Here is a 19,117-nt window from a genome sequence, read left to right on the forward strand (position 1 = left end):
TACAGTCCATTTGTACTCCGAGTTGAATTGGACGATTAAGGTTTGGTACATGAAATCAAAATGTCCTGAGCTTATATTTCTAATCTGTTTGTTAAATTGGCGGGGATTGTGAGTAAATGTAATACCTAGCATCTTCAGGTGCGGATGTCGCTAACCATATTCGAATGCTTAAATTTAATAAAAATAAATCATCGGGATTGACGAGTGATAAGCTTGTAAGTTTTTCAATTTTACGAAGGCGATAAAGTAATGATTGACGGTGAAGGGATAATGTCCGGGCGGTTTTACTTACATTATAATGATGCTGCGTAAACACGATAAAGGTACGAACGAGCTCCATTTGCCTCACACGATCGTAATTAACTAAAGGAGTTATAACCGTTTCTGATAAATGTTGAACTTCTTCATTTTCACTTAATGACAACAGAACGCGCTCTACTTTCGAGTCGTCATAATACAAACGCTGACCAGGACCTTTTTGCCGTCTACCAATTTCTAAAGATTGCTGCGCATCACGATAGCTTTTCGAAAATTTTAATTCTTCATCATAGACTCTGCCAATTCCCCATGACATCACGACACCAGGTAATAAATTCCCTAACCTTCTTTCCAAAAGATCCAGAAAATAATGAACATTGTCTTTTCGTGTCACGATTGACGCTTCTAAAAAAATAATTAACTCGTCTAGCTGATAGGTCATAAGTAACTGCTTTTCTAAAGACTGACTAGCAAAAATCACTTCTTCTTCGATATAGTGAACCATAATATGCAACCATTTTTCGTAAGTCGTATGTTTGATTTGGTCACTATTTTCATACATTGCTCGAAGATTTTCTGGGTATCCAACAATACACACATACGGTACACTGACGTTATAATCAAGTAACCTTGCTCTCTCACTTATCCTCTCCCATGACGTAAGATCTCCTTTCGCGATACTTCTTACAAAATCATCACGCAACTTGAACTCCGTTTCAAGAATAGCATTTTCACGTAAAAACCATAAAGCACAGACCGTTGAAGCGTGCTCTAGTAAATTAATAGAAAAACCATTTAATTCGTTCTTTAAAGAATGAGTCGAATGTAATAAAACAAATAAATAACCTAGAACGCGATGAACATCTTGAATGATCGGGAATTGGATAACGGTCCAAGGAAAATAGTCCGTTTTATGAACTTTTTGATGAAGTGGATGATGGGTCGAATCTTCTTGTATTACTTCTTGACTAGGTACTTTGCTATCTGATTTTAATTTATTCCATAGTTTTCGAGTTTCTTGATTTTGTCTTGCACTTCCTTTGATAAGACCTTCTTTATCTGTAATTAATACAGGTGCGTGAATATGCTTTCCAACATATTGCGCGACTTTCTCAAGATTGCCACCATTTAATAATATATTGAGAAGTTGTTGTTGAACTTTTTCTGATTCTTTCAAATCGTGTTGCTGTCTTCTTGTGAGCTCTTTCATTACTTCGTGTGTAATGTCAGCAAATCGAATTTCCCATGGTATTTCAATAATGGGAAACTGTTCTTGTTCCGCAAAATGTATAACCTCAATTGGAATATCATAAATAAATCGGCCCGTGGCAACAGCTAATGCACTTGCTTCGGAATTAACCACATCTTTAACGTATTGTTCAAATGCTTCAATGCTCTGTTCACAGCCCATCCCCGTCGTCAACACGAGTTCATTTTTCCTTACAAAGTTTTCAACAGGACTTTCCGTTATCGATACCCATTCTACGAAGCGTTCTTCTAAATACTTTTCTCCAGATAGGACACGAGCTGAATCCAACAAGTCAAAATTCATAATATCTTTCATTGTGAGTTGCATATGCCGTGGCCTCCTCTTCGAAAAAGTCTCCTACTACCACATTATTACACTGTGCATCTATTTATTAGCATTAAACAGGTTTTTTCCTATTGATACCTTTCCACCTTTCAATAAACATTCCTTTAAAAAACTCGTAAATGGCAAAAAAAAGCTATCCAATTCTTATTGGATAGCAACTAAGGGGGAGTTGGAGAGAGAACAGTTAGAAGCCAGCTCTTGTTAAGGAGCACCTTGTAATCTTAGTATAGGGAATTAAAATAACTCTAACAGTATTTTTGTTAGATTTGCTTACGGGAAAAATCCATCTTTTTCTTCAATGTTAAAAAAGTATCTCATTTGTTGAATGACTTCTTGTAATTGTTGGTTTTCATTTTGTTGACGAGATAACCGTTCCATCTCTCCATACATGGATTGTAGCATTGCTTGTGGGTTCTTTTGATGATCATGTTCATTCGCAGTAGTAGAAAAAACGTGATCACTCATCATATGAACTTCATCTGTAGACATCGATTGAAGTTGTTCTTGTACTCCATTAAGTTTTGATGTTAATTCGGCAGGAATTGAATTTGCCTGCTCTAAAAATTGGTTAACAATTTGCTCCATTTGTTGCTTTTTGTCCATAATTTATTCAATCCTTTCTATCTACCCTAATCATAGGATTTACAAGAACATGAAAAATATGTCACATTCTTTTTTGGGAAATAAAAAGAAGTTGTCCATTTTAGATTAACCTTGTTCCATTTGTAATTTTTTTAAGTAAACGATCGCTTTGGCCCGGTCTTTCACACCTAATTTACTATAAATTTCACTAATGTAATTTTTCACTGTACCCTCACTAATATAAAGTTCTTCTGCAATTTTGCGGTTGCTAGTACCTTGCATAATAAGTGATGCGATTTCTCTTTCTCGGTCCGATAAGTGAATACCTTGCTTTTTTAATTTAACAACGTTCATTTCATTTTCCATTATCGAATTATATTTAGATAGATGTTTCGCCAATTTTGTGGCAATGACGGTCGGAAGCATTAACTGCCCATTTGCTGCTTCACGAATTGAATGAATGAGTTGATCGTAGTTCATATCCTTTAAAAGAAAACCATCTGCTCCACTCGCTAAGCCTTCTATAATATATTCATCTTCCGCAAACGTTGTTAAAATAATAATTCTAACATTTGGATGTGTTTCTTTAATCCTTTTCAAACTTTCGATCCCATTCATATTCGGCATTTGAATATCCATTAAGATCAAATTCGGGTTCGCTTCATTTGTTTTTTCAATCGCATCTTGTCCATCTTCGGCAGTAGCAACAACTTTCATGTCCTCTTCTAGATCAATGATCGTCTTAAGCCCTTCCCTCATTAACGTTTGGTCATCAGCAATTAAAATGTTTATAGCCGTCACCTTTTTCACCTCAAATACAGATACATCTTACTCTATTATACGACGAAACTCCTAAAAAATAGCAAACATTTGAGTTTTATGAATATTTTTTATATACTTTATTTATTCCTATTTTAAGTCATCATTCAGTATATTCATACTTTTTTTAGGAATTTTTCTTTGTAGTGATTACTAAATTAGACTTATTATTTCATACTTCTACCTAAAGGAGGGAAATGCTAGTTTGAAAGAAATTGACCACCTAGATAAAAGCATCCTTCGACTTCTATCTAAAGACGGAAGAATGTCTTTCACTGAAATTGCCAGCCAATTAGAGGTAACCGAAAAAACGGTTAGGACTCGTTATAGAGCCCTCGTCGATCAAGGAATATTAGAAGTAGTAGGTGTTGTCAATCCCATATCTCTTGGGCTTAAAGTTTCAGCTATTATTCAACTTGGGATTGAACCTCAACAACTGAATGACGTAACGAACAAAGTGATGAGCTTTAAAGAAGTTCGGCACGTTTCTTTAATAACGGGTGAATATCAACTCCTCATTCAAGTAAATGTTAAAACATATGATGATTTAACAACTTTTCTTAAAAAATTGAATGACACACCAGGTATTAGAAAACCTAATGTGATGGTACAACTTGAAGTTAACAAAAATACGTTTGAAATTTATTAAGGGGGATACATATGCCAAATAAACGACCAATTACTAGTGAGGATTTATTTAAAATTGCGAATGTCAGTGATCCACAAATTGCTCCATGTAGCAACAAATTCGTATTTGTGAAAACGACCATTGATGAAGACCAAGAGTATCGCTCACACCTTTACTTTCAACGTTTCGACGAGCCTACTAGTATTCAATGGACATTCGGTAAAGTAAGAGATCATTCACCACGGCTTTCTCCAGATGGTAAGCAACTTGCCTTTGTTTCTAACCGTTCAGGAAAATCACAAATTTGGGTGATGTCGACCGAAGGCGGTGAACCACAACAGCTCACTTCAAATAAAAACGGTGCATCTGACCCTATATGGTCCCCATGTGGCAGTCAATTACTATATAAGACGTCATTAAATTTAGATGAAAATGAAACAGTTCTTGATCAAGTAGAAAAGAAAGAAGACAAGAAAAAATCTCAACCACTTGTCATTAACCGATTAAAATATAAATCGGATGCGACAGGCTTTTCTAACGAATCGTATCAACAACTTGCCCTAATTCATGTTGAGACGAAAGAAGTAACAGAACTAACATCAGGAAAATATAATTATGAACCTAGCTCTTGGTCACCATGCGGTAAATTTATAGCGCTTTCAACAAACCGAGCAGAAGATGCAGATTATCAAATCATCTCAGATGTGTATTTATTAAATGCTGAAACAAAAGAATTAACATTATTAACAGACCAAAATGGTGTATACACCAACCCCACTTGGTCACCTGACGGAAAAAATATCGCATGTTTCGGAAACGAACGTGAATTTTTAGGAGCTACCATTAATCAGATTTATATTATTGATGTAAATTCGAAGGAAAAACGCTGCATTACCGAAACGTGGGATGTTCACATTACCGATGCAGCGATTTCCGACATGCGTTCAGGTCATCCTAATCAAGGTCCTGTTTGGGCAAAAGACGGAAATACCATTTATTTCTCAGCAAGTGAAAATGGGAATACGAGCCTTTACTCAATAGGTAAGGATCTTGAAATTACCCCAATATTTGCAGAAGAAGGACATGTTTTTGGATACACGTTTGATGAGGATAGACAGTTTGCCATCATCGGCCTAAGTGATGCATCGAATCCTGGTGATCTATACAAAATCGTTATTGGCGAGAAAAAGAAAACGCGTCTAACACATGTAAATGAAAAATTCCTATCCACTGTTCATTTATCCATCCCTGAAGCAATTACAGCAAAAGCTAGTGATGGTTGGGAAGTCCATGGTTGGGTAATGAAGCCACATAACTTTGAAGAAGGTAAACAATACCCGATGATTTTAGAAATCCATGGCGGTCCGCATGCGATGTATGCCAACTCATTCTTCCATGAACTTCAACTTTTAGCCGCTCAAGGGTATGTTGTTCTTTATACGAATCCACGTGGAAGTCACGGTTATGGCCAAAAGTTTGTTAATGCTTGCCGTGGTGATTATGGTGGTAAAGATTATGAGGATTTAATGACAGCTGTCGATTATGTTTTAGAACACTTTGATTATATTGATGAAAATCGCCTTGGTGTAACTGGAGGAAGCTACGGCGGGTTCATGACGAACTGGATTGTCGGTCATACAAATCGTTTTAAAGCTGCAGCCACTTTACGTTCAATTTCCAATTGGACGAGTTTTTATGGAGTCAGTGACATCGGATACTTCTTTACGAAATGGGAAATTGGTACTTGCTTCCAAGAGGATCCAGAAAAGCTTTGGTATCACTCGCCACTTCGTTATGTGAACAACATCGAAACGCCGTTATTAATTTTACACGGTGAAAATGATTACCGTTGTCCAATAGAACAAGCCGAACAGCTTTACATTGCTTTAAAACATCAGAAAAAAGACACGATGTTTGTTCGTTTCCCTGAATCAAACCACGAACTTTCACGTAGTGGTCCTCCACACCTGCGTATCGAACGTTTAAATCATCTTGTGAACTGGTTTAACGAAAAACTTTAAATACAACCGCAGCTGACTCATAAGTAGAGTAATACGCCCTCCCTACGAGAAAAATTATCGTATGTGAGGAGCTAAACACTTATGAGTTAGCTTCTTTTTTGATATGATAAGTATAAAACTTTAAGGAGATGGGGGAAATGTCTGTTACCATAGATCAAATTAAACAAAAGTTAGCTCAACGAGAAGCTGGTGTATTAGATGCTCGCTCGTCTAAATCCGCCGTCTTTGTCCCATTCATTGAAAAAGACAAAGAACTGCATATACTCTTTCAAGTCCGTTCTAAACAATTAACCCACCAGCCAGGTGAAGTTTGTTTTCCAGGGGGAAGGGTCGATCTAACGGACACATCCGAAGAAGCAACCGCCAAAAGAGAGTTATGCGAAGAGTTAGGATTATCCGAAGCTGATATTACGTCTATTGCTCCTTTAGATGTACTCGTTACACCGTTTCGAGGGACCATCTTTCCATATGTTGGCCAAATTCTATCACCAAATAATATTTCACCTAGTGAACACGAGGTTGAAGAAATTTTTACGGTACCGTTATCTTTTTTACTTCAAACAGAGCCAGAACTGTACAAGATGAATATTCACTTTGAACCTGATGAAAATTTTCCATTTGATCTAATTCCCAACCGAGAGGCTTATACAACTAAAAGAACCCAGACCATTCCTGAGCTCTTCTATTTTTATGATCAATATGTCATTTGGGGATTAACCGCTCGTATACTTCATCATTTAATTGAACTCATTAAATCGGAACATTAAGTCTCTTAGGCTCGTTCATCTCTTGGCAATAAGAGAATTAAAATAAGACTAATGAGCGCCAATAGAAAGATTCCACCATACACATAAGCCAAAGCATGGGAAAGTGCATCTTGTATAAATTGAATTTCATACTCCGTGAGTAATTGCCTTTGTTCTGGATTTAAAATCACATTAACAATGTCCATATTTAACTCAACATTTACGGAATCGATTTCACCTTCTAAACTTGACTTCAGACGACTGTTCAGTATACCACCGAGTAAGGCCACACCTACTGCTCCTCCTAATGTACGCATAAACATATTTGAAGCTGTGGCCACCCCTCTCTTTTTCCAGTCGACATGACTTTGGATCGATACGATGAAAGTCGTAGTTGAAAAGCCCATACCTACCCCTATAAAAAACGAACCTAACCCTGCCCAAATAGGGTGATGAATAAATGGTAACGTTAAATAAAACAACGACCCGACCACTAACGAAACCCCTCCGATGATAGCAGCCTTTCGATAGCCGATTTTAAGTAAAAGTTTCCCAGCAATTGTTGAAGAAATGGGCCAACCGATGGAAATCATTGTTAAGGTAAAACCTGCGATCATTGCAGGTTGGTTCATGACGCCCTGTACATAGGTTGGGAGAAAAGACGAAACAGCAAGTAACAAGGCTCCTGACGTAAACGATGCGATATTAGCAACAACAATTAACGGAATTCCCCATATTTCCATTGACATGATTGGCTCTTGTGCTCGTTTTTCTTGATAGATGAAACCTATAAAACTTACAACAAACAAACTGATACAGATTAATATAGGAAGAGATACCCAATCCCATTCTACTCCACCTTGAATTAAGACCATCATTAACGAACCAACGCTAATTAAAATTAATATCGAGCCAAAATAGTCAATCGCTGGTTTTGTCTTTTCAACTTTTTCTTTTAAGAAAATTCCTACTAAGACGATTGCCAATAAACCAAATGGAATGTTCATCCAAAAGATCCATGACCAATGGAAGTACTGTATAAATACTCCACCTAAGACAGGACCTAGGATAGAGGATATTCCCCAAATACTCGCTAAGTACCCTTGAATGCTTGCGCGTTCTTCCTTCGTGTACATATCACCAACAATAGTTGTGGCAATGGGCTGAACAGCGCCTGCTCCAAGCCCCTGGATAAACCTAGCAATAATTAACGATTCCATCGAGTTTGCAAAACCACACCAGATTGAACCGAACAAAAAAATGAATATTCCAATTGAAAAAATAATTTTTCGGCCAAACAAATCTGCTAGTTTCCCATAAATAGGAATTGAAACAACTTGCATTAACAAGTAGCCACCAAATACCCAAGTAAACAAACTAAAGCCACCTAGCTCAGCAACAATTCCAGGCATAGCTGTTGCAACGATCGTTGCCTCCACAGCAGCCATAAACATCGCCATAATAATCGCAAATAGTACGATTGGTCTGTTGGTTTCCCGTTTTTTTAATAATTTTTCCATTTTCTAACCCTATTCTTCCCTGATCTGTAATTTAAATCCAATTTTAACGCAAAATATTATAAAAATGAAAATTTAATGAACTTTTCCAACGATTTTATCTTGAAAATTTCAGAAACTTCGTGTAAATTCAAATTAAGTTTACTAATTTTACTTTACTATGGAAAGTGAGGGGGATTTCTCATCTCTACGCAGTCTTCGCTATTCGGGGTTTACTATATAAAAAAACCGAGTGGTTGTTCAGCTTTTTATCTTTTACATGAAGGCAGATTGAGTGTTTGTTCAGTTTATCTTTAGTTAGTAACCTTCCGTAAAAATGAAAGCACTTACAAAATAAAGGGGGAGAATTATAATGAGTGCATATAAAAAAGAAGTTTGGTTTACGATTATTATGTCTGCAATCTTTCTATTAGCTGGACATGTCGGCTTTATCTTTTCTATCTTTCCTGTAGAAGGTAACTTGTTCGGGTTTCCAATTATGTATATCGTACCCATTCTTATTGGGTGGTTTGGTATTTTCATTCTAACTCTTATCGCAGGTAAAATTGGAAATCACATCGATGATGCAATTGACGCAGAAAACGAACAATTGGCTAATGAGAAAAAGGGCCATGAGAAAGGAGTAAGCTAATATGGAAGAACAAGTGTGGCAATTATCCAATCCAGTTATCGGAATCGTAATCGTTGTAGCAACATTCGTACTCTTTTATGCAGTAAGTTACTTTTCCAATCGTGCTAGTAAATCCGTTGAAGATTTATATGCTGCTGGTGGTGGCGTTGGTCCAATCACAAACGGTCTAGCAATGGCTTCAACCTACATGAGTTTAGCTACATTCTTAGGAGTAACAGGATTAATCCTAAACCTTCAAGTTCCATTCGTTATGTTATGGATCCAAATGATTTTAGCTATTCCATTAATTACAATTATTTACGGAACTTCATTACGTCGTATGGGTGCTTTCTCCCCTACTCACTTTGTTCGTGAGCGTTATGGTGTATCCGCTTCCATTATTGCAGCATTATTTATGATCTTAGTATCAATCATGTACGCACTAGGGCAAATGATTGGTATTGCTGTTACATTTGAAACACTCCTTGGTATCCCTTATATTACAGGACTTATTGTTGGTGGTGTTCTAATTGTTGGATACGTAACCATAGGTGGAATGAACGGGGCTACTAACAACGCCGCTATTCAAATGGTCATAATCGCTCTTATGTTCATCGTACCTCTTGGAGCAATTATGAAAGCAATGGGCGGAACGGGTTGGTACTTCCCTCCACTTCTATATGCTGATATGGTACCTGCAATGCTTGAAGCAATGCCTGGATTTTTTGATTATCAATATTCATCAAAATGGTATTTTGCTATTATTCCAGCTTTAACAATTGGTTCATTAGGGTTACCTCACTTAGCGATGCGTATTTACACAGCTTCTAGTTTAAGAAGTGCTAGACAAGCTATGGTGTGGTTCGCTCTAGTATTAGGTCTTGTTTTCTCTGCAACATATGCAATGGGCTTTGCAGGTGTGTACTACACGCAAATTTCTGGAGTAGAGATTTCTGCTGCAGATGCGGATAAGCTTACCATCATTCTTAACCTTGTTTATAACCCTGAATGGGTAACAGCACTCGTTATTGCTGGTGCGATTTCTGCAGGTTTATCGACATTAAGTGGTAACTTATTAGCAATTGGTGCGTTAATTTCTCAAGATATCGTTACAACGCTTAAACCAAACTTAACTAGTAAATCAAAAATACGTTTAGGTTATTTTTCAATCGCAATGGGTGGTTTAGTCAGTGTGTTACTAGCATTTAATCCACCTGAATTCTTAACCGTAAGTATTCTATGGGCCTTTGGACTAGCCGGTGTTACGAATGCACCACTGATCATCATGGGTGTTTGGTGGAAAGAAGCAAACAAATTCGGTGCAATGGCAGCGTCAGTGTTTGCCGGTGTATTATATGTAATTGTTTCTCCGTTCGTCTTACCAAATATCGTCGTAAGTGGACATGCTTTAACAGACGGTATGGGATTATCTGGTGCAATGTTATGTGTGCCACTTAGCTTTATTTTACTAATTGTAGTATCATATATTACAAATCGTATTCCATCTTTACAAAAGTATTTGCCAACTGAAGCAGATCATAAATTAATTGAACGTATTCACGGGTGGAGTGATGTAAATCCTGCTCGTTATAACAGCACATTTGGAGCGTTCGTTATTACTGCATTAAGTATTGCTATCTTAATTTGGTCAATACTACCTTGGGAATTTTAATTAGAAAAGCATAAGCGTCGTTTAGCGGCGCTTATGAGAGATTTTTAAACAACAAAGTCAGAAGTTAACAGATGATACAAAACAAATGGATTTAAAATGAGGGGATATTAATGGCAGGGTTGATACTTTATATTCGCACCATCCTACTAAACACCGAAGCTATAGCCGAACTAACAACTTCTCCAAAATGGAATATATGGGGTCACCTTGTTACTATCCTTTTAGGCTTCATTTATGGCTTTATTTCTATTCAACAAAATATGGACTACATTTCTAGCTTCGATGCTGAATTTTTACGAAATATAGTCGTTCCTGGATTTTTCATCGTTGCAGGCATTATTATGGTGTTTCTTACGAGAGTTGCTCTCTCTCTACTTTTATGGGCAGCGTCTCGAGGATTTGGTGGTCCTGGATTACTAGGTCAAATTTTCCGACTATCCGCTGGTGCGATGATCCCGTCTATTCTTGCGATGCCGGGGTTTATAGCTAACGGTCTCGATGCTACTGTACCTTTTATCGCAGTAGTTGGTGTTATAGTAGGGATTGCTTGGATGTATATCACATGTGTAAAAATTGTATTAGTCACTCAGAAATTTGTACCATGGAAAGCTTATATATCCGTGCTCGTGATCTTTATTTTCTTTATTAGCATCTACTACATCGTCATTCCGCCCGCAACTTAATAAACGGTGTCTAATGCACCATTAAAGAAGAAGAGGCTAACATTTGATGTCGGCCTCTTCTTTATATATAATGTTATTTCTATTTATTGTCCATACTCTTCATTATTTAGCTGATTTCGGTAATGCATGGCTCTGCGATGAAAAATGAACGCTGTCACTAATGACAATACCGTTCCTCCCATCATATACTCAGCATAATTTCCACTCAAAGGAGCTTCGTTGGGAACGAGGAGTCCAATACACATAAAGACACTTAAGGACAATAAAATAAAACCAAAACGCTTATAGTCTTCTGCTTTTCCTTTTAGTTCACGAATTTTCTTATTATCATCCATATACATTCCTCCTATTACACTCTCCTATTCTATCATAGAAAGGTGTGACGAAGAGGATGTAACTGTTGTTACTAGAGGAAACTTATAGGATATACCTTATTTAATTAGAACACTTAAGTCAAATTTTTGACTTCAACTTTCTTATTCTTACTGCTTCTTGAGTTGATCAACCATAAGTAAAACGAGATTTGCTGAATTTATAGAGGCTGTCTCTAAAAATTGATCATAGGAGACTTTTGCATCGCTACCTGCAATATCTGAAAGAGACCGAATGATCACAAATGGACATTCAAACTGATGACATACTTGTGCAATGGCTCCTGCTTCCATTTCTGCACAATATGGATTATTAAAACGAGATTTAATGTCTTCGACTCGTTCATGATCACTCATAAATGAATCGCCTGAGACAATTAAGCCTTTCACCGAATGAACCCCAACATCATTCGCTGCGACTTCAGCTAAGGTAACTAACTCTGTATGAGGTGTATAAAACGCTGGCATTCTTGGGACTTGACCAAATTCATAACCAAAAACAGTAGCGTCAACATCGTTATAACGTACTTCTGTTGAGATCACGATATCCCCCACGTTTAAATCTTCATGAAATCCTCCTGCGGACCCCGTATTTATAACTTTTTCAACCTTAAATAATTGAATTAACAAAGTCGTTCCAATCGCTGCATTCACTTTCCCGATCCCTGATTTAAGTAAAACAACATCGACACCATTTAAAGAGCCTTGATGAAATTCACACCCTGCAATCGTTTGATCTACTCGGCCATCGAGCTTACTTTTTAATAATTCAACCTCTTCATCCATCGCTCCGATAATTCCAATTCTCATATGTATCTTCCCTTCTGTTACAACAGTACACTTCAACATTTTTCCAATAATATCAATAAAGTATACAATGTCCAATGTTCTTGGTATATTATAACTGAAATTGGAGTGAAAGGGAGAGAAAACGTATGCAAATTCATTTAAATAATATTGGAGATAAAGTTGAATGTTTTGAAGCCCGAAGCTTTAAAGAGTTAGAAAAGCAGATCAATGAGCAAATTGATAATAATCAAGTACTCATGCTAGAAGTTCATCAAGTCCAACACCATGTATATATTCATGAAAAAACTTCTTTGCCGATTTATACTGCCATTGTTCATTTTAAAGCAAAAAAATAAAGCTGCCCAACTAAGAGTCAGTCTTCCCTTCTGAGATGAAGGCTTTCTGACTCTTTCGTTTGGACAGCACTTTTAATCTTTTTTAACGAAGATACGGGTTTTCAGATAACTGGATGACCTCTACTGGCTTCCACCCTCGTTCAGGTACCCATTCAATGCGAACACGGTATGGTGTGTGTTTGTTATCTCTACCACTAACCGTACCAACTGCGCTTTGTGGATTACCGCCATTTTCAATTCGCCAAATTGTAATGTCATCGTCTAGACCTGTCGCATATTGGATAGCATGCGTCATTTCCTTCCAGTTAACATGATCTTTTGAAAAGTGTTGTGACTCTAATTCAAATGGTTCACTTTGCACCGTTCCAATCGGTTGCCAATCACCAGGACGAACTTCATCATTGAAGCCTTCCTCTTCATCTTCCTCTTCATCTTCTTCCCGTAGTTCTTCATTTTCAATTTCGTTTTTGCTTGTTTCGTCTTGGGCAGAATCGATATCTGTATTCTCTTCAATTAGTTGTTCAGTGTTTTCTTCATTATGCTCTTCTTGTTGTTCTTCTTGATCGTGATCAGCAATGGCTTCCTCGCTTCCAGAGCTAAAGAATAATTGTATAGCAAAGTATATAATTAAGATTGCTACAACTCCAATCGCTACATTCAGCAATCGATTTAAACGGCGTTTTTTACGTTGTTCATACCTTGTTGAGTAGTCCATTGGCCATCTCTCCTTCCCAATTCCACCCTAATACTATCATGTGCTTTACTATGTTTCTAGTTATTTTACTACTATTTCCTTTTCCTTACTAGTAATTAATTACCCGAATTGGTACTAGTTCGTGAAAGTTTTCATATATGGCTATTTGCGGACGGCTTTCCCCAATCAATTGCTCAATCTGTTCAACATCTCTAGGTTCGACACTAATTGAACCAAATAAAGTAAACGTCGGCTGGCTTTGGTGATAGGACCAACTGCCATAATGTGTGCCCCATTCTGGACCGACATACGAAAACAATGGATCCTCATCTAGAAAGACAAGACTAATACCCAACTCATCTAGTAATCTAGGGTCTGAAAGATGCGATGCCGTTAATACAACTTCATATTGAATGACTGAATAACTAGAATAATTAGTTCCTTCTTTTTCAAGCTCTAAATTAAGACGTTCAACAGATATGTGTTCAATAATACTCTTCTTCGTATTCAGGGGCGGTGATGACATGGCAAAAGCGGAACTAGCCATCGTTATCATCAGGAAAAAAAATACACCTATGAATGAAGCTGTTATATATATTTTCTTTTTGACGTTAAGATAGTTATGATAATTCCAAATTGAGAACAAGATAGACACTACAGTTAATAATAAAGTAATAATAAAAAAGAATTGATTTAATAGCGGTTCAATGGTCGCTAGAGGTCGACCGAAAATCACACCTGTTGGTACGCTCCAAAACATTGGGAGAAAAATCGCTCCAAAAATAAACAGACAACCTATCCATGTCGCAACATAAGAACCAAAACTTAGATGGAAAAATAGATAAAAACTAATGAATAGCAAAATAAGTGCATTAAAGAACAAAATCACACTACCTGCGTTGCCAACCCCTACAGAGTGCCCTAATATTACTTGGACAAAAAATAAAGCTCCAAACGTAATGACATTAATACTAACTGCAATAATTAGTAAAGAACAAAACTTAGCTAAAACAATTGATGGAACTGAAATCGGCAACTTCCAAATTCGTTTATGAATACCGCTCAATTCTTCTGTACGACAAATATGTGTCATTAATCCATAACTCATTAATAGATTAAACAATGCAATGAAAAGTACTATTCCACTTAGGTCATTATAACGAAATCCGCTCATTCTACTAATATACCATCCGATAAAAAATAGAAATAAAACTGTAATTGGAATAACTATCATAGCAATGCTTTTTAAAGAGAGTAAATCTTTCTTAATCAAAGATCGCATGATTTACTCCCCCTTCAACGACAAAATATAGGATTTCATCTAATGTTGGGGGTCGACAGTGTCCATCTAACTCATCACCATGCTCTTTGTCGATAATGCCTGTCACTTCATATGCTCCTTTTTGGTAGCCGTAAATTCCAGATCTAGGTAGCTTCATTTGAAGTGATGTTGTGAAATAGAGATAGTTGTCTTTTAATCGGTCCTTCTCATCATAAAGTGCAATTTGACCCTCTCTTACAAAAACAACAAAATCAGCGATTTGTTCAAAGTCCGTCGTAATATGTGATGATAAAATTACGGTCTTGTCACCCGTCTCAATCCATTGCTGTAATAGCAACAATAGCTCTTGTCTTGCTACAAGGTCTAATCCTGCTGTAGGTTCATCGAAAATAAGCACCGCTGGATGAAAGCATAGAACTAAAAGCATATTTAACTTTAGTTTCATTCCTTTTGAAAGCTCATACACCTTTTTCTTTGGCATTAAATTAAATTCACGAAGCAACTTTTGTTCAAGGTTTACATCCCAATTGGAATAAAAAGAAGAAACAAAATCGATCGTTTGTCGGACTGTAAAATCACTATACATATTTACTTCATCTGAGACATAACAAATCTTTTTATTAAAGGTCACTCGATCTTGTTCATACGAACAACTCTCAACCACAACTTCTCCTGACGTAAAAGGGGTAACATTCGACATCCCTTTTAATAATGTCGTTTTACCAGCACCATTTCTACCGATTACTGCTGTTATAAAGCCTTTTCTTATATTCAAATCGATAGGGCCTAATTGAAAACCTTTATATCTTTGCATTCCTTGTTCGATCGCCACTGCATCAGTCATTCTCTTCCTCCTTGATCCGCTGAATAATTGTTACCATTTCGTCGGAATTTAGTCCTAAGCTTTTTCCTCGTAGCAATAATTGTTTGGCTTCTTCTACAAATTGTTGTTCTGCTTTCTCTTGTAAAATGCTTTTTTCTGTTGACTTCACAAACGTTCCTTTACCTGCTCTTGTATAAATAAAACCCTCTTGCTCTAATTCCGAGTAAGCCCGTTTTACAGTAATCACACTCGTATGAATGTTTTTAGCAAGTGTCCTAATTGACGGTAGTTCCTTATCTCCTGTTAGGCTCCCGGCAATTATTTGCTGTTTGATTTGATCTTTCAGTTGCTTATAAAATGGTTCCTTTGATTCATTCGATAGATGAATCCACATCTCGACACCTCAACTGTATATAAAGTATATACACAGTATAAACTTAGGGTTTTTCCGTTTCAAGGATAAAAAACACCATATGAGGATATTCTTTTTCAAAAAGAACGAATTAGTTTTTCTGAAAACTGTATAGGAATTTCGCAATCCTTGTCGAATAAAGAGAATGACACGGTTCTTTTTTCCTAATTTCATGATAATTGGAAGGAGAAACCAGAGCCAAAACTTGTCAAAAATAAAAGAATTTTCTCGATAAGATACGCAACCATCGTTTAGATTTGTCACTTAATCTGGAAAGTTATTAATAGTAGAGAAGAGGAAATGTTGTGTCAAAGAAATCAAATGAGACGTTTGAATTTGTCCCACGTTCAATCAAACACAAAAAAAGGAAGCGAAAACGAACTTCTTTTATAATATTAGCTATCTTATTAACGCTAAGTATTGGCGTTATTTCTACTGCCGTAATTAAATTAGAAATGTTTCCTCAATCACAAACAGGAAATATTGCTCCCGAACAAATGGAAGATGAAGATCGTTCTTCAGACGACGATCCAGACGAAAGTCCAGACCAAACAGATCGTTCATCTAATAATACAGATGAAGAACCGCTAGAAGAAAATGAAGATAAAACGAGTTCAAATAAAAATACTAGCGAAGGTGGAACAAAAGAAGTCACTCAAAATGAGGCTAACCAAGATGAAAATAAGTCATCTTCGCAAATCGAAACAAAACCTAAAGAAACTAACACCACACCAAAAGAAAATAAAAAACAACCTGCAGATAGCAAACCTGAATTGGTCATTATCCATGAAGTTGGTCCAAATGAAACGTTATATAGCATTACTAGAAAATACTATATAGATACCGAGCAACAACATAAAGTTGCCCAGTTCAACGGTATTGTAAATCCAGCTACTGACATAAAGGCTGGACTACAATTAAAACTACCTGATACTGACATCATTGCATTTCACGAGGTCGAAAAAGGGGAGACACTTTTTAGTATTACTAACAAATATTACGGTAACGCAAATGAACTCATTTCACTAGCAAAATATAATGGGATTTTCGACCCATCAACGGATGTCAAAGTAGGAATGAAACTGAACATCCCACATCCTTCTATACTAAAAAATTATAGAGAAGACGGTTATACCATTAAAGTAAGTAAAACGATGAATACATTAACCGTCTATCGGAATTCAGAGGTCTTTAAGACCTTTTCGGTCGCCACAGGAAAAGACGCATCATTGACACCTGAAGGCGTTTACCAAATTGTCAGTCAACGTACCCCCACTGAGAACCTTGCGATTCCTATTTCAGTGGGGGCTTGAGTTTGCTACTCAGGTCTCCTCGTTAAGACGATTTGACGCTCTGAATAGCGAGTGTCATTAAGCACTCCCCGAACACTGTTTTTGGTTGGTATTGGCGATGAACTATCGTTTTCCCACTTGCACCACCCTTCCGAAAAAGAGCAGTTCTTCCTTACGGAAGAAACCACCACTCAGATTACTCTGGCGTGTGCTACAAGCCCCGACAAGTCGAGTACACATGGATGTGGTTGACGCACCCACTAAACTATGCGCTAAGCAACAGTTTTACGTTTTTGTACTTCCAATTTGATTGGAGTTTTGACTTTAAGATTTTCATCCAATTCTACGACTTCTGATTTACGCAAAATATTCAATGCCCCGTTGATGTCAGCATGGATACATGGTCCAGTTTTACTTTGATACTGACCACGATGTATACGTTTACCACTAAATGAGTAGTTCGTCTTATCGTCCTTCGACCAAACAGGGGTAGTGTCTCTATCTAAGAAACTAGCTTTTGATGTATAGCTTTCTTCTTGTTTTTTGAAACGAATGCCTTCTTTCAGGCATTTGTTTTCGATTGCAGAAATCAGTTTATGAAATGGAATTTGAACAAATTGTTGTTTGTTCTTTTTGCCCATATCGGACTCTTGTTTCCAACCAACGTTATAACCAACAACAATGGTGTCGATGTTTAGTTGTTTGACTTTTTTAAACAATAAGCCTACGGCTTGTGAGATATAACCATTGATTTGACTACTTCTTTTGTTCCAAAGTGTTGCCATACGGTTGGTTACAACACGTTTTGAAATTCCGTTTTCGATATTTTTTTCTTGCAGCTCACTTATCGTTTTATTGAAATATTGGTTGATAGACTTTATCTTTTTCCCATCCATCAAGAACGTATCGCCATGATTTGTTGCACAACTCATCAAGTAGTCTACACCTAAATCGCAACTCAAAGCATTCATCGTTATCGTTGGTTGTTTCTTCATTTGAGCGACTTGCATTTCATATGTGTAATGCACCTCAAAGAACCGACCTTTTTGCTTTGGCACTATTTCAATGTATGAGATTTTCTTGTTTAACAAATTTTTAGGCATACGAATTTTAATCGAACCCAAACGTTTTCTAAATTCAACGTTCATCGGAATTGACCAGTACCCGTCTTTATCTACTTTTGGAACTTGGTAGATTTCGATAATGCGTTTCTCAGTAGTGGAAGAATACTTCGGAAATTGTGGACGACCCGTGAAATTCTCAGGGTTTTTCTTCCACTTTTTCAGCGCCTCAAAAAAGCTCTTCGCCTCTGAAAATAGAGTTCTGCGAATAGCTTGAACGGAGTTCGATTGAACACCCCAATAGTTAACATCTGCCTTCATTGCAGCGTCTACTTCTTTAGTGGTCGCCATCTTATTGTAAATTAAGTAATTTTGTTTCAACGTGTACAATCCCACATTACGTAACGCCTTCGAACTGTGAGACATGCGTTGAAGCAGACGAAATTCTTTAGCCGTAAGGCTACCACGTCCATATTCTGTTTCTGAGTGAAACGTTGAATATTTTCAGTTTTCTTTTGTTTACGCAATACTTTAATGGGTTTCTTTTTAGCCACTTGTGTTCACCACCTTTCTCAGCGAGTCAATAGATTAATCTAATATTGATTATATCATTAAATAAAAAAATAAACGAACATTAGTTCCCTTAAAAACCAGAAAAATTATATAAAAACAATCAATGAAATTGAACCTAACGGTTGACGGCAATTCATCTCCACCTGATTTGTTGGGGTAACGACCTTAACCAAATCAGGTGGAGTCTTCTTGCCTAAAAGGATAAAGTAGAAAAGCCATGGTACAATCCAAAAAATATCCCTGGGGCCGACCCCAATGTCATCAAGACAAGTTTCCAATTAGTTCCCAATTAGTAACTCTCATGAACCACACAGTATTAAAATGAAAAATTCCA

General features: G+C 36.9%; 18 protein-coding genes and 1 pseudogene. 8 read left to right on the forward strand and 11 right to left on the reverse strand.

All coding sequences use genetic code 11. The annotated features are described in order from the left end of the window. Positions 1-91 precede the first annotated feature (91 nt). The 3 genes from BK574_RS13265 to BK574_RS13275 all read right to left on the reverse strand — a co-directional run bounded on the left by BK574_RS13265 (position 92) and on the right by BK574_RS13275 (position 3,235). Positions 92-1,834: a PucR family transcriptional regulator gene (locus BK574_RS13265; RefSeq protein ID WP_078428935.1), complete on the reverse strand. Its 1,743-nt coding sequence runs from the start codon at positions 1,832-1,834 to the stop codon at positions 92-94. Positions 1,835-2,122: 288 nt separating this feature from the next. Next, the gene (locus BK574_RS13270) at positions 2,123-2,455 is read right to left on the reverse strand and encodes a hypothetical protein (RefSeq protein ID WP_078428936.1); all 333 of its coding nucleotides are present in this window, start codon (positions 2,453-2,455) and stop codon (positions 2,123-2,125) included. Positions 2,456-2,560: 105 nt separating this feature from the next. Next, complete coding sequence (locus BK574_RS13275; RefSeq protein WP_078428937.1) at positions 2,561-3,235, reverse strand: response regulator; 675 nt, start codon at positions 3,233-3,235, stop codon at positions 2,561-2,563. A 223-nt stretch (positions 3,236-3,458) separates the two neighbouring features. Between BK574_RS13275 and BK574_RS13280 the strand changes: the two genes are divergently transcribed. From BK574_RS13280 to BK574_RS13290, 3 genes are all read left to right on the forward strand, one after another. After that, the gene (locus tag BK574_RS13280) at positions 3,459-3,902 is read left to right on the forward strand and encodes an Lrp/AsnC family transcriptional regulator (protein ID WP_078428938.1); all 444 of its coding nucleotides are present in this window, start codon (positions 3,459-3,461) and stop codon (positions 3,900-3,902) included. Positions 3,903-3,913: 11 nt separating this feature from the next. Beyond that, positions 3,914-5,902: a S9 family peptidase gene (locus tag BK574_RS13285; RefSeq protein ID WP_078428939.1), complete on the forward strand. Its 1,989-nt coding sequence runs from the start codon at positions 3,914-3,916 to the stop codon at positions 5,900-5,902. 137 nt (positions 5,903-6,039) lie between these two features. Next, the gene (locus tag BK574_RS13290) at positions 6,040-6,669 is read left to right on the forward strand and encodes an NUDIX hydrolase (RefSeq protein ID WP_238458019.1); all 630 of its coding nucleotides are present in this window, start codon (positions 6,040-6,042) and stop codon (positions 6,667-6,669) included. A 5-nt stretch (positions 6,670-6,674) separates the two neighbouring features. Here the strand turns inward: BK574_RS13290 and BK574_RS13295 are convergent, their stop codons facing one another. After that, positions 6,675-8,168, reverse strand: a complete 1,494-nt coding sequence (locus BK574_RS13295) for an MDR family MFS transporter (RefSeq protein ID WP_078428941.1) — start codon at positions 8,166-8,168, stop codon at positions 6,675-6,677. Between the two features lie 349 nt (positions 8,169-8,517). Here BK574_RS13295 and BK574_RS13300 point away from each other — a divergent pair, with 349 nt between their 5' ends. The 3 genes from BK574_RS13300 (at position 8,518) to BK574_RS13310 (ending at position 11,130) form a co-directional block, all read left to right on the forward strand. Continuing rightward, on the forward strand, positions 8,518-8,796 hold the full coding sequence (locus BK574_RS13300) for a hypothetical protein (RefSeq protein ID WP_075386783.1): 279 nt from the start codon (positions 8,518-8,520) through the stop codon (positions 8,794-8,796). A gap of 1 nt (position 8,797) precedes the next feature. Beyond that, positions 8,798-10,447, forward strand: coding sequence for a sodium:solute symporter family transporter (locus BK574_RS13305; RefSeq protein WP_078428942.1), 1,650 nt, complete (start codon positions 8,798-8,800; stop codon positions 10,445-10,447). Positions 10,448-10,557: 110 nt separating this feature from the next. Further along, the gene (locus BK574_RS13310; protein WP_078428943.1) at positions 10,558-11,130 is read left to right on the forward strand and encodes a YIP1 family protein; all 573 of its coding nucleotides are present in this window, start codon (positions 10,558-10,560) and stop codon (positions 11,128-11,130) included. An 83-nt stretch (positions 11,131-11,213) separates the two neighbouring features. Here BK574_RS13310 and BK574_RS13315 read toward each other — a convergent pair whose 3' ends face one another. Both BK574_RS13315 and mtnN read right to left on the reverse strand, forming a co-directional pair. Continuing rightward, positions 11,214-11,465: a YrhC family protein gene (locus BK574_RS13315; protein ID WP_158211651.1), complete on the reverse strand. Its 252-nt coding sequence runs from the start codon at positions 11,463-11,465 to the stop codon at positions 11,214-11,216. 147 nt (positions 11,466-11,612) lie between these two features. Next, entirely contained in the window at positions 11,613-12,311 is a 699-nt protein-coding gene (mtnN, locus tag BK574_RS13320) for a 5'-methylthioadenosine/S-adenosylhomocysteine nucleosidase (RefSeq protein WP_078428945.1), read from the reverse strand. A gap of 125 nt (positions 12,312-12,436) precedes the next feature. Here mtnN and BK574_RS13325 point away from each other — a divergent pair, with 125 nt between their 5' ends. After that, positions 12,437-12,646 (forward strand): DUF2536 family protein, encoded by a 210-nt coding sequence (locus BK574_RS13325; RefSeq protein WP_075386780.1) that lies wholly within the window; start codon positions 12,437-12,439, stop codon positions 12,644-12,646. An 82-nt stretch (positions 12,647-12,728) separates the two neighbouring features. Here BK574_RS13325 and BK574_RS13330 read toward each other — a convergent pair whose 3' ends face one another. From BK574_RS13330 to BK574_RS13345, 4 genes are all read right to left on the reverse strand, one after another. Continuing rightward, complete coding sequence (locus BK574_RS13330; RefSeq protein ID WP_078428946.1) at positions 12,729-13,361, reverse strand: YrrS family protein; 633 nt, start codon at positions 13,359-13,361, stop codon at positions 12,729-12,731. An 88-nt stretch (positions 13,362-13,449) separates the two neighbouring features. After that, on the reverse strand, positions 13,450-14,622 hold the full coding sequence (locus BK574_RS13335; protein ID WP_078428947.1) for an ABC-2 transporter permease: 1,173 nt from the start codon (positions 14,620-14,622) through the stop codon (positions 13,450-13,452). Next, a complete protein-coding gene (locus tag BK574_RS13340) occupies positions 14,606-15,466 on the reverse strand; it encodes an ATP-binding cassette domain-containing protein (RefSeq protein WP_078428948.1) in 861 nt (286 codons plus the stop codon). The genes BK574_RS13335 and BK574_RS13340 overlap by 17 nt, the downstream gene beginning before the upstream one ends. Further along, complete coding sequence (locus tag BK574_RS13345; protein WP_078428949.1) at positions 15,459-15,839, reverse strand: GntR family transcriptional regulator; 381 nt, start codon at positions 15,837-15,839, stop codon at positions 15,459-15,461. Before BK574_RS13345 ends, BK574_RS13340 begins: the two co-directional genes overlap by 8 nt. A gap of 323 nt (positions 15,840-16,162) precedes the next feature. Between BK574_RS13345 and BK574_RS13350 the strand changes: the two genes are divergently transcribed. Continuing rightward, complete coding sequence (locus BK574_RS13350) at positions 16,163-17,170, forward strand: LysM peptidoglycan-binding domain-containing protein (RefSeq protein ID WP_078428950.1); 1,008 nt, start codon at positions 16,163-16,165, stop codon at positions 17,168-17,170. 251 nt (positions 17,171-17,421) lie between these two features. On the opposite strand, the pseudogene BK574_RS13355 reads toward BK574_RS13350, so the two are convergent. Further along, a pseudogene (locus tag BK574_RS13355) lies at positions 17,422-18,774 on the reverse strand (RNA-guided endonuclease TnpB family protein). Positions 18,775-19,117: the final 343 nt, after the last annotated feature.

The sequence above is a fragment of the Alkalihalobacterium alkalinitrilicum genome, from assembly GCF_002019605.1.
Classification (GTDB): Bacteria; Bacillota; Bacilli; order Bacillales; family Bacillaceae_F; genus Alkalihalobacterium; species Alkalihalobacterium alkalinitrilicum.

What these genes read in the sequence shown, in the direction of transcription:
- BK574_RS13265 (WP_078428935.1), bottom strand. Translation starts at nt 1,834, where the DNA reads ATGCAACTCACAATGAAAGATATTATGAATTTTGACTTGTTGGATTCA.
- BK574_RS13270 (WP_078428936.1), bottom strand. Translation starts at nt 2,455, where the DNA reads ATGGACAAAAAGCAACAAATGGAGCAAATTGTTAACCAATTTTTAGAG.
- BK574_RS13285 (WP_078428939.1), top strand. Translation starts at nt 3,914, where the DNA reads ATGCCAAATAAACGACCAATTACTAGTGAGGATTTATTTAAAATTGCG.
- BK574_RS13290 (WP_238458019.1), top strand. Translation starts at nt 6,040, where the DNA reads ATGTCTGTTACCATAGATCAAATTAAACAAAAGTTAGCTCAACGAGAA.
- BK574_RS13295 (WP_078428941.1), bottom strand. Translation starts at nt 8,168, where the DNA reads ATGGAAAAATTATTAAAAAAACGGGAAACCAACAGACCAATCGTACTA.
- BK574_RS13300 (WP_075386783.1), top strand. Translation starts at nt 8,518, where the DNA reads ATGAGTGCATATAAAAAAGAAGTTTGGTTTACGATTATTATGTCTGCA.
- BK574_RS13305 (WP_078428942.1), top strand. Translation starts at nt 8,798, where the DNA reads ATGGAAGAACAAGTGTGGCAATTATCCAATCCAGTTATCGGAATCGTA.
- BK574_RS13310 (WP_078428943.1), top strand. Translation starts at nt 10,558, where the DNA reads ATGGCAGGGTTGATACTTTATATTCGCACCATCCTACTAAACACCGAA.
- BK574_RS13315 (WP_158211651.1), bottom strand. Translation starts at nt 11,465, where the DNA reads ATGGATGATAATAAGAAAATTCGTGAACTAAAAGGAAAAGCAGAAGAC.
- mtnN (WP_078428945.1), bottom strand. Translation starts at nt 12,311, where the DNA reads ATGAGAATTGGAATTATCGGAGCGATGGATGAAGAGGTTGAATTATTA.
- BK574_RS13325 (WP_075386780.1), top strand. Translation starts at nt 12,437, where the DNA reads ATGCAAATTCATTTAAATAATATTGGAGATAAAGTTGAATGTTTTGAA.
- BK574_RS13330 (WP_078428946.1), bottom strand. Translation starts at nt 13,361, where the DNA reads ATGGACTACTCAACAAGGTATGAACAACGTAAAAAACGCCGTTTAAAT.
- BK574_RS13335 (WP_078428947.1), bottom strand. Translation starts at nt 14,622, where the DNA reads ATGCGATCTTTGATTAAGAAAGATTTACTCTCTTTAAAAAGCATTGCT.
- BK574_RS13340 (WP_078428948.1), bottom strand. Translation starts at nt 15,466, where the DNA reads ATGACTGATGCAGTGGCGATCGAACAAGGAATGCAAAGATATAAAGGT.
- BK574_RS13345 (WP_078428949.1), bottom strand. Translation starts at nt 15,839, where the DNA reads ATGTGGATTCATCTATCGAATGAATCAAAGGAACCATTTTATAAGCAA.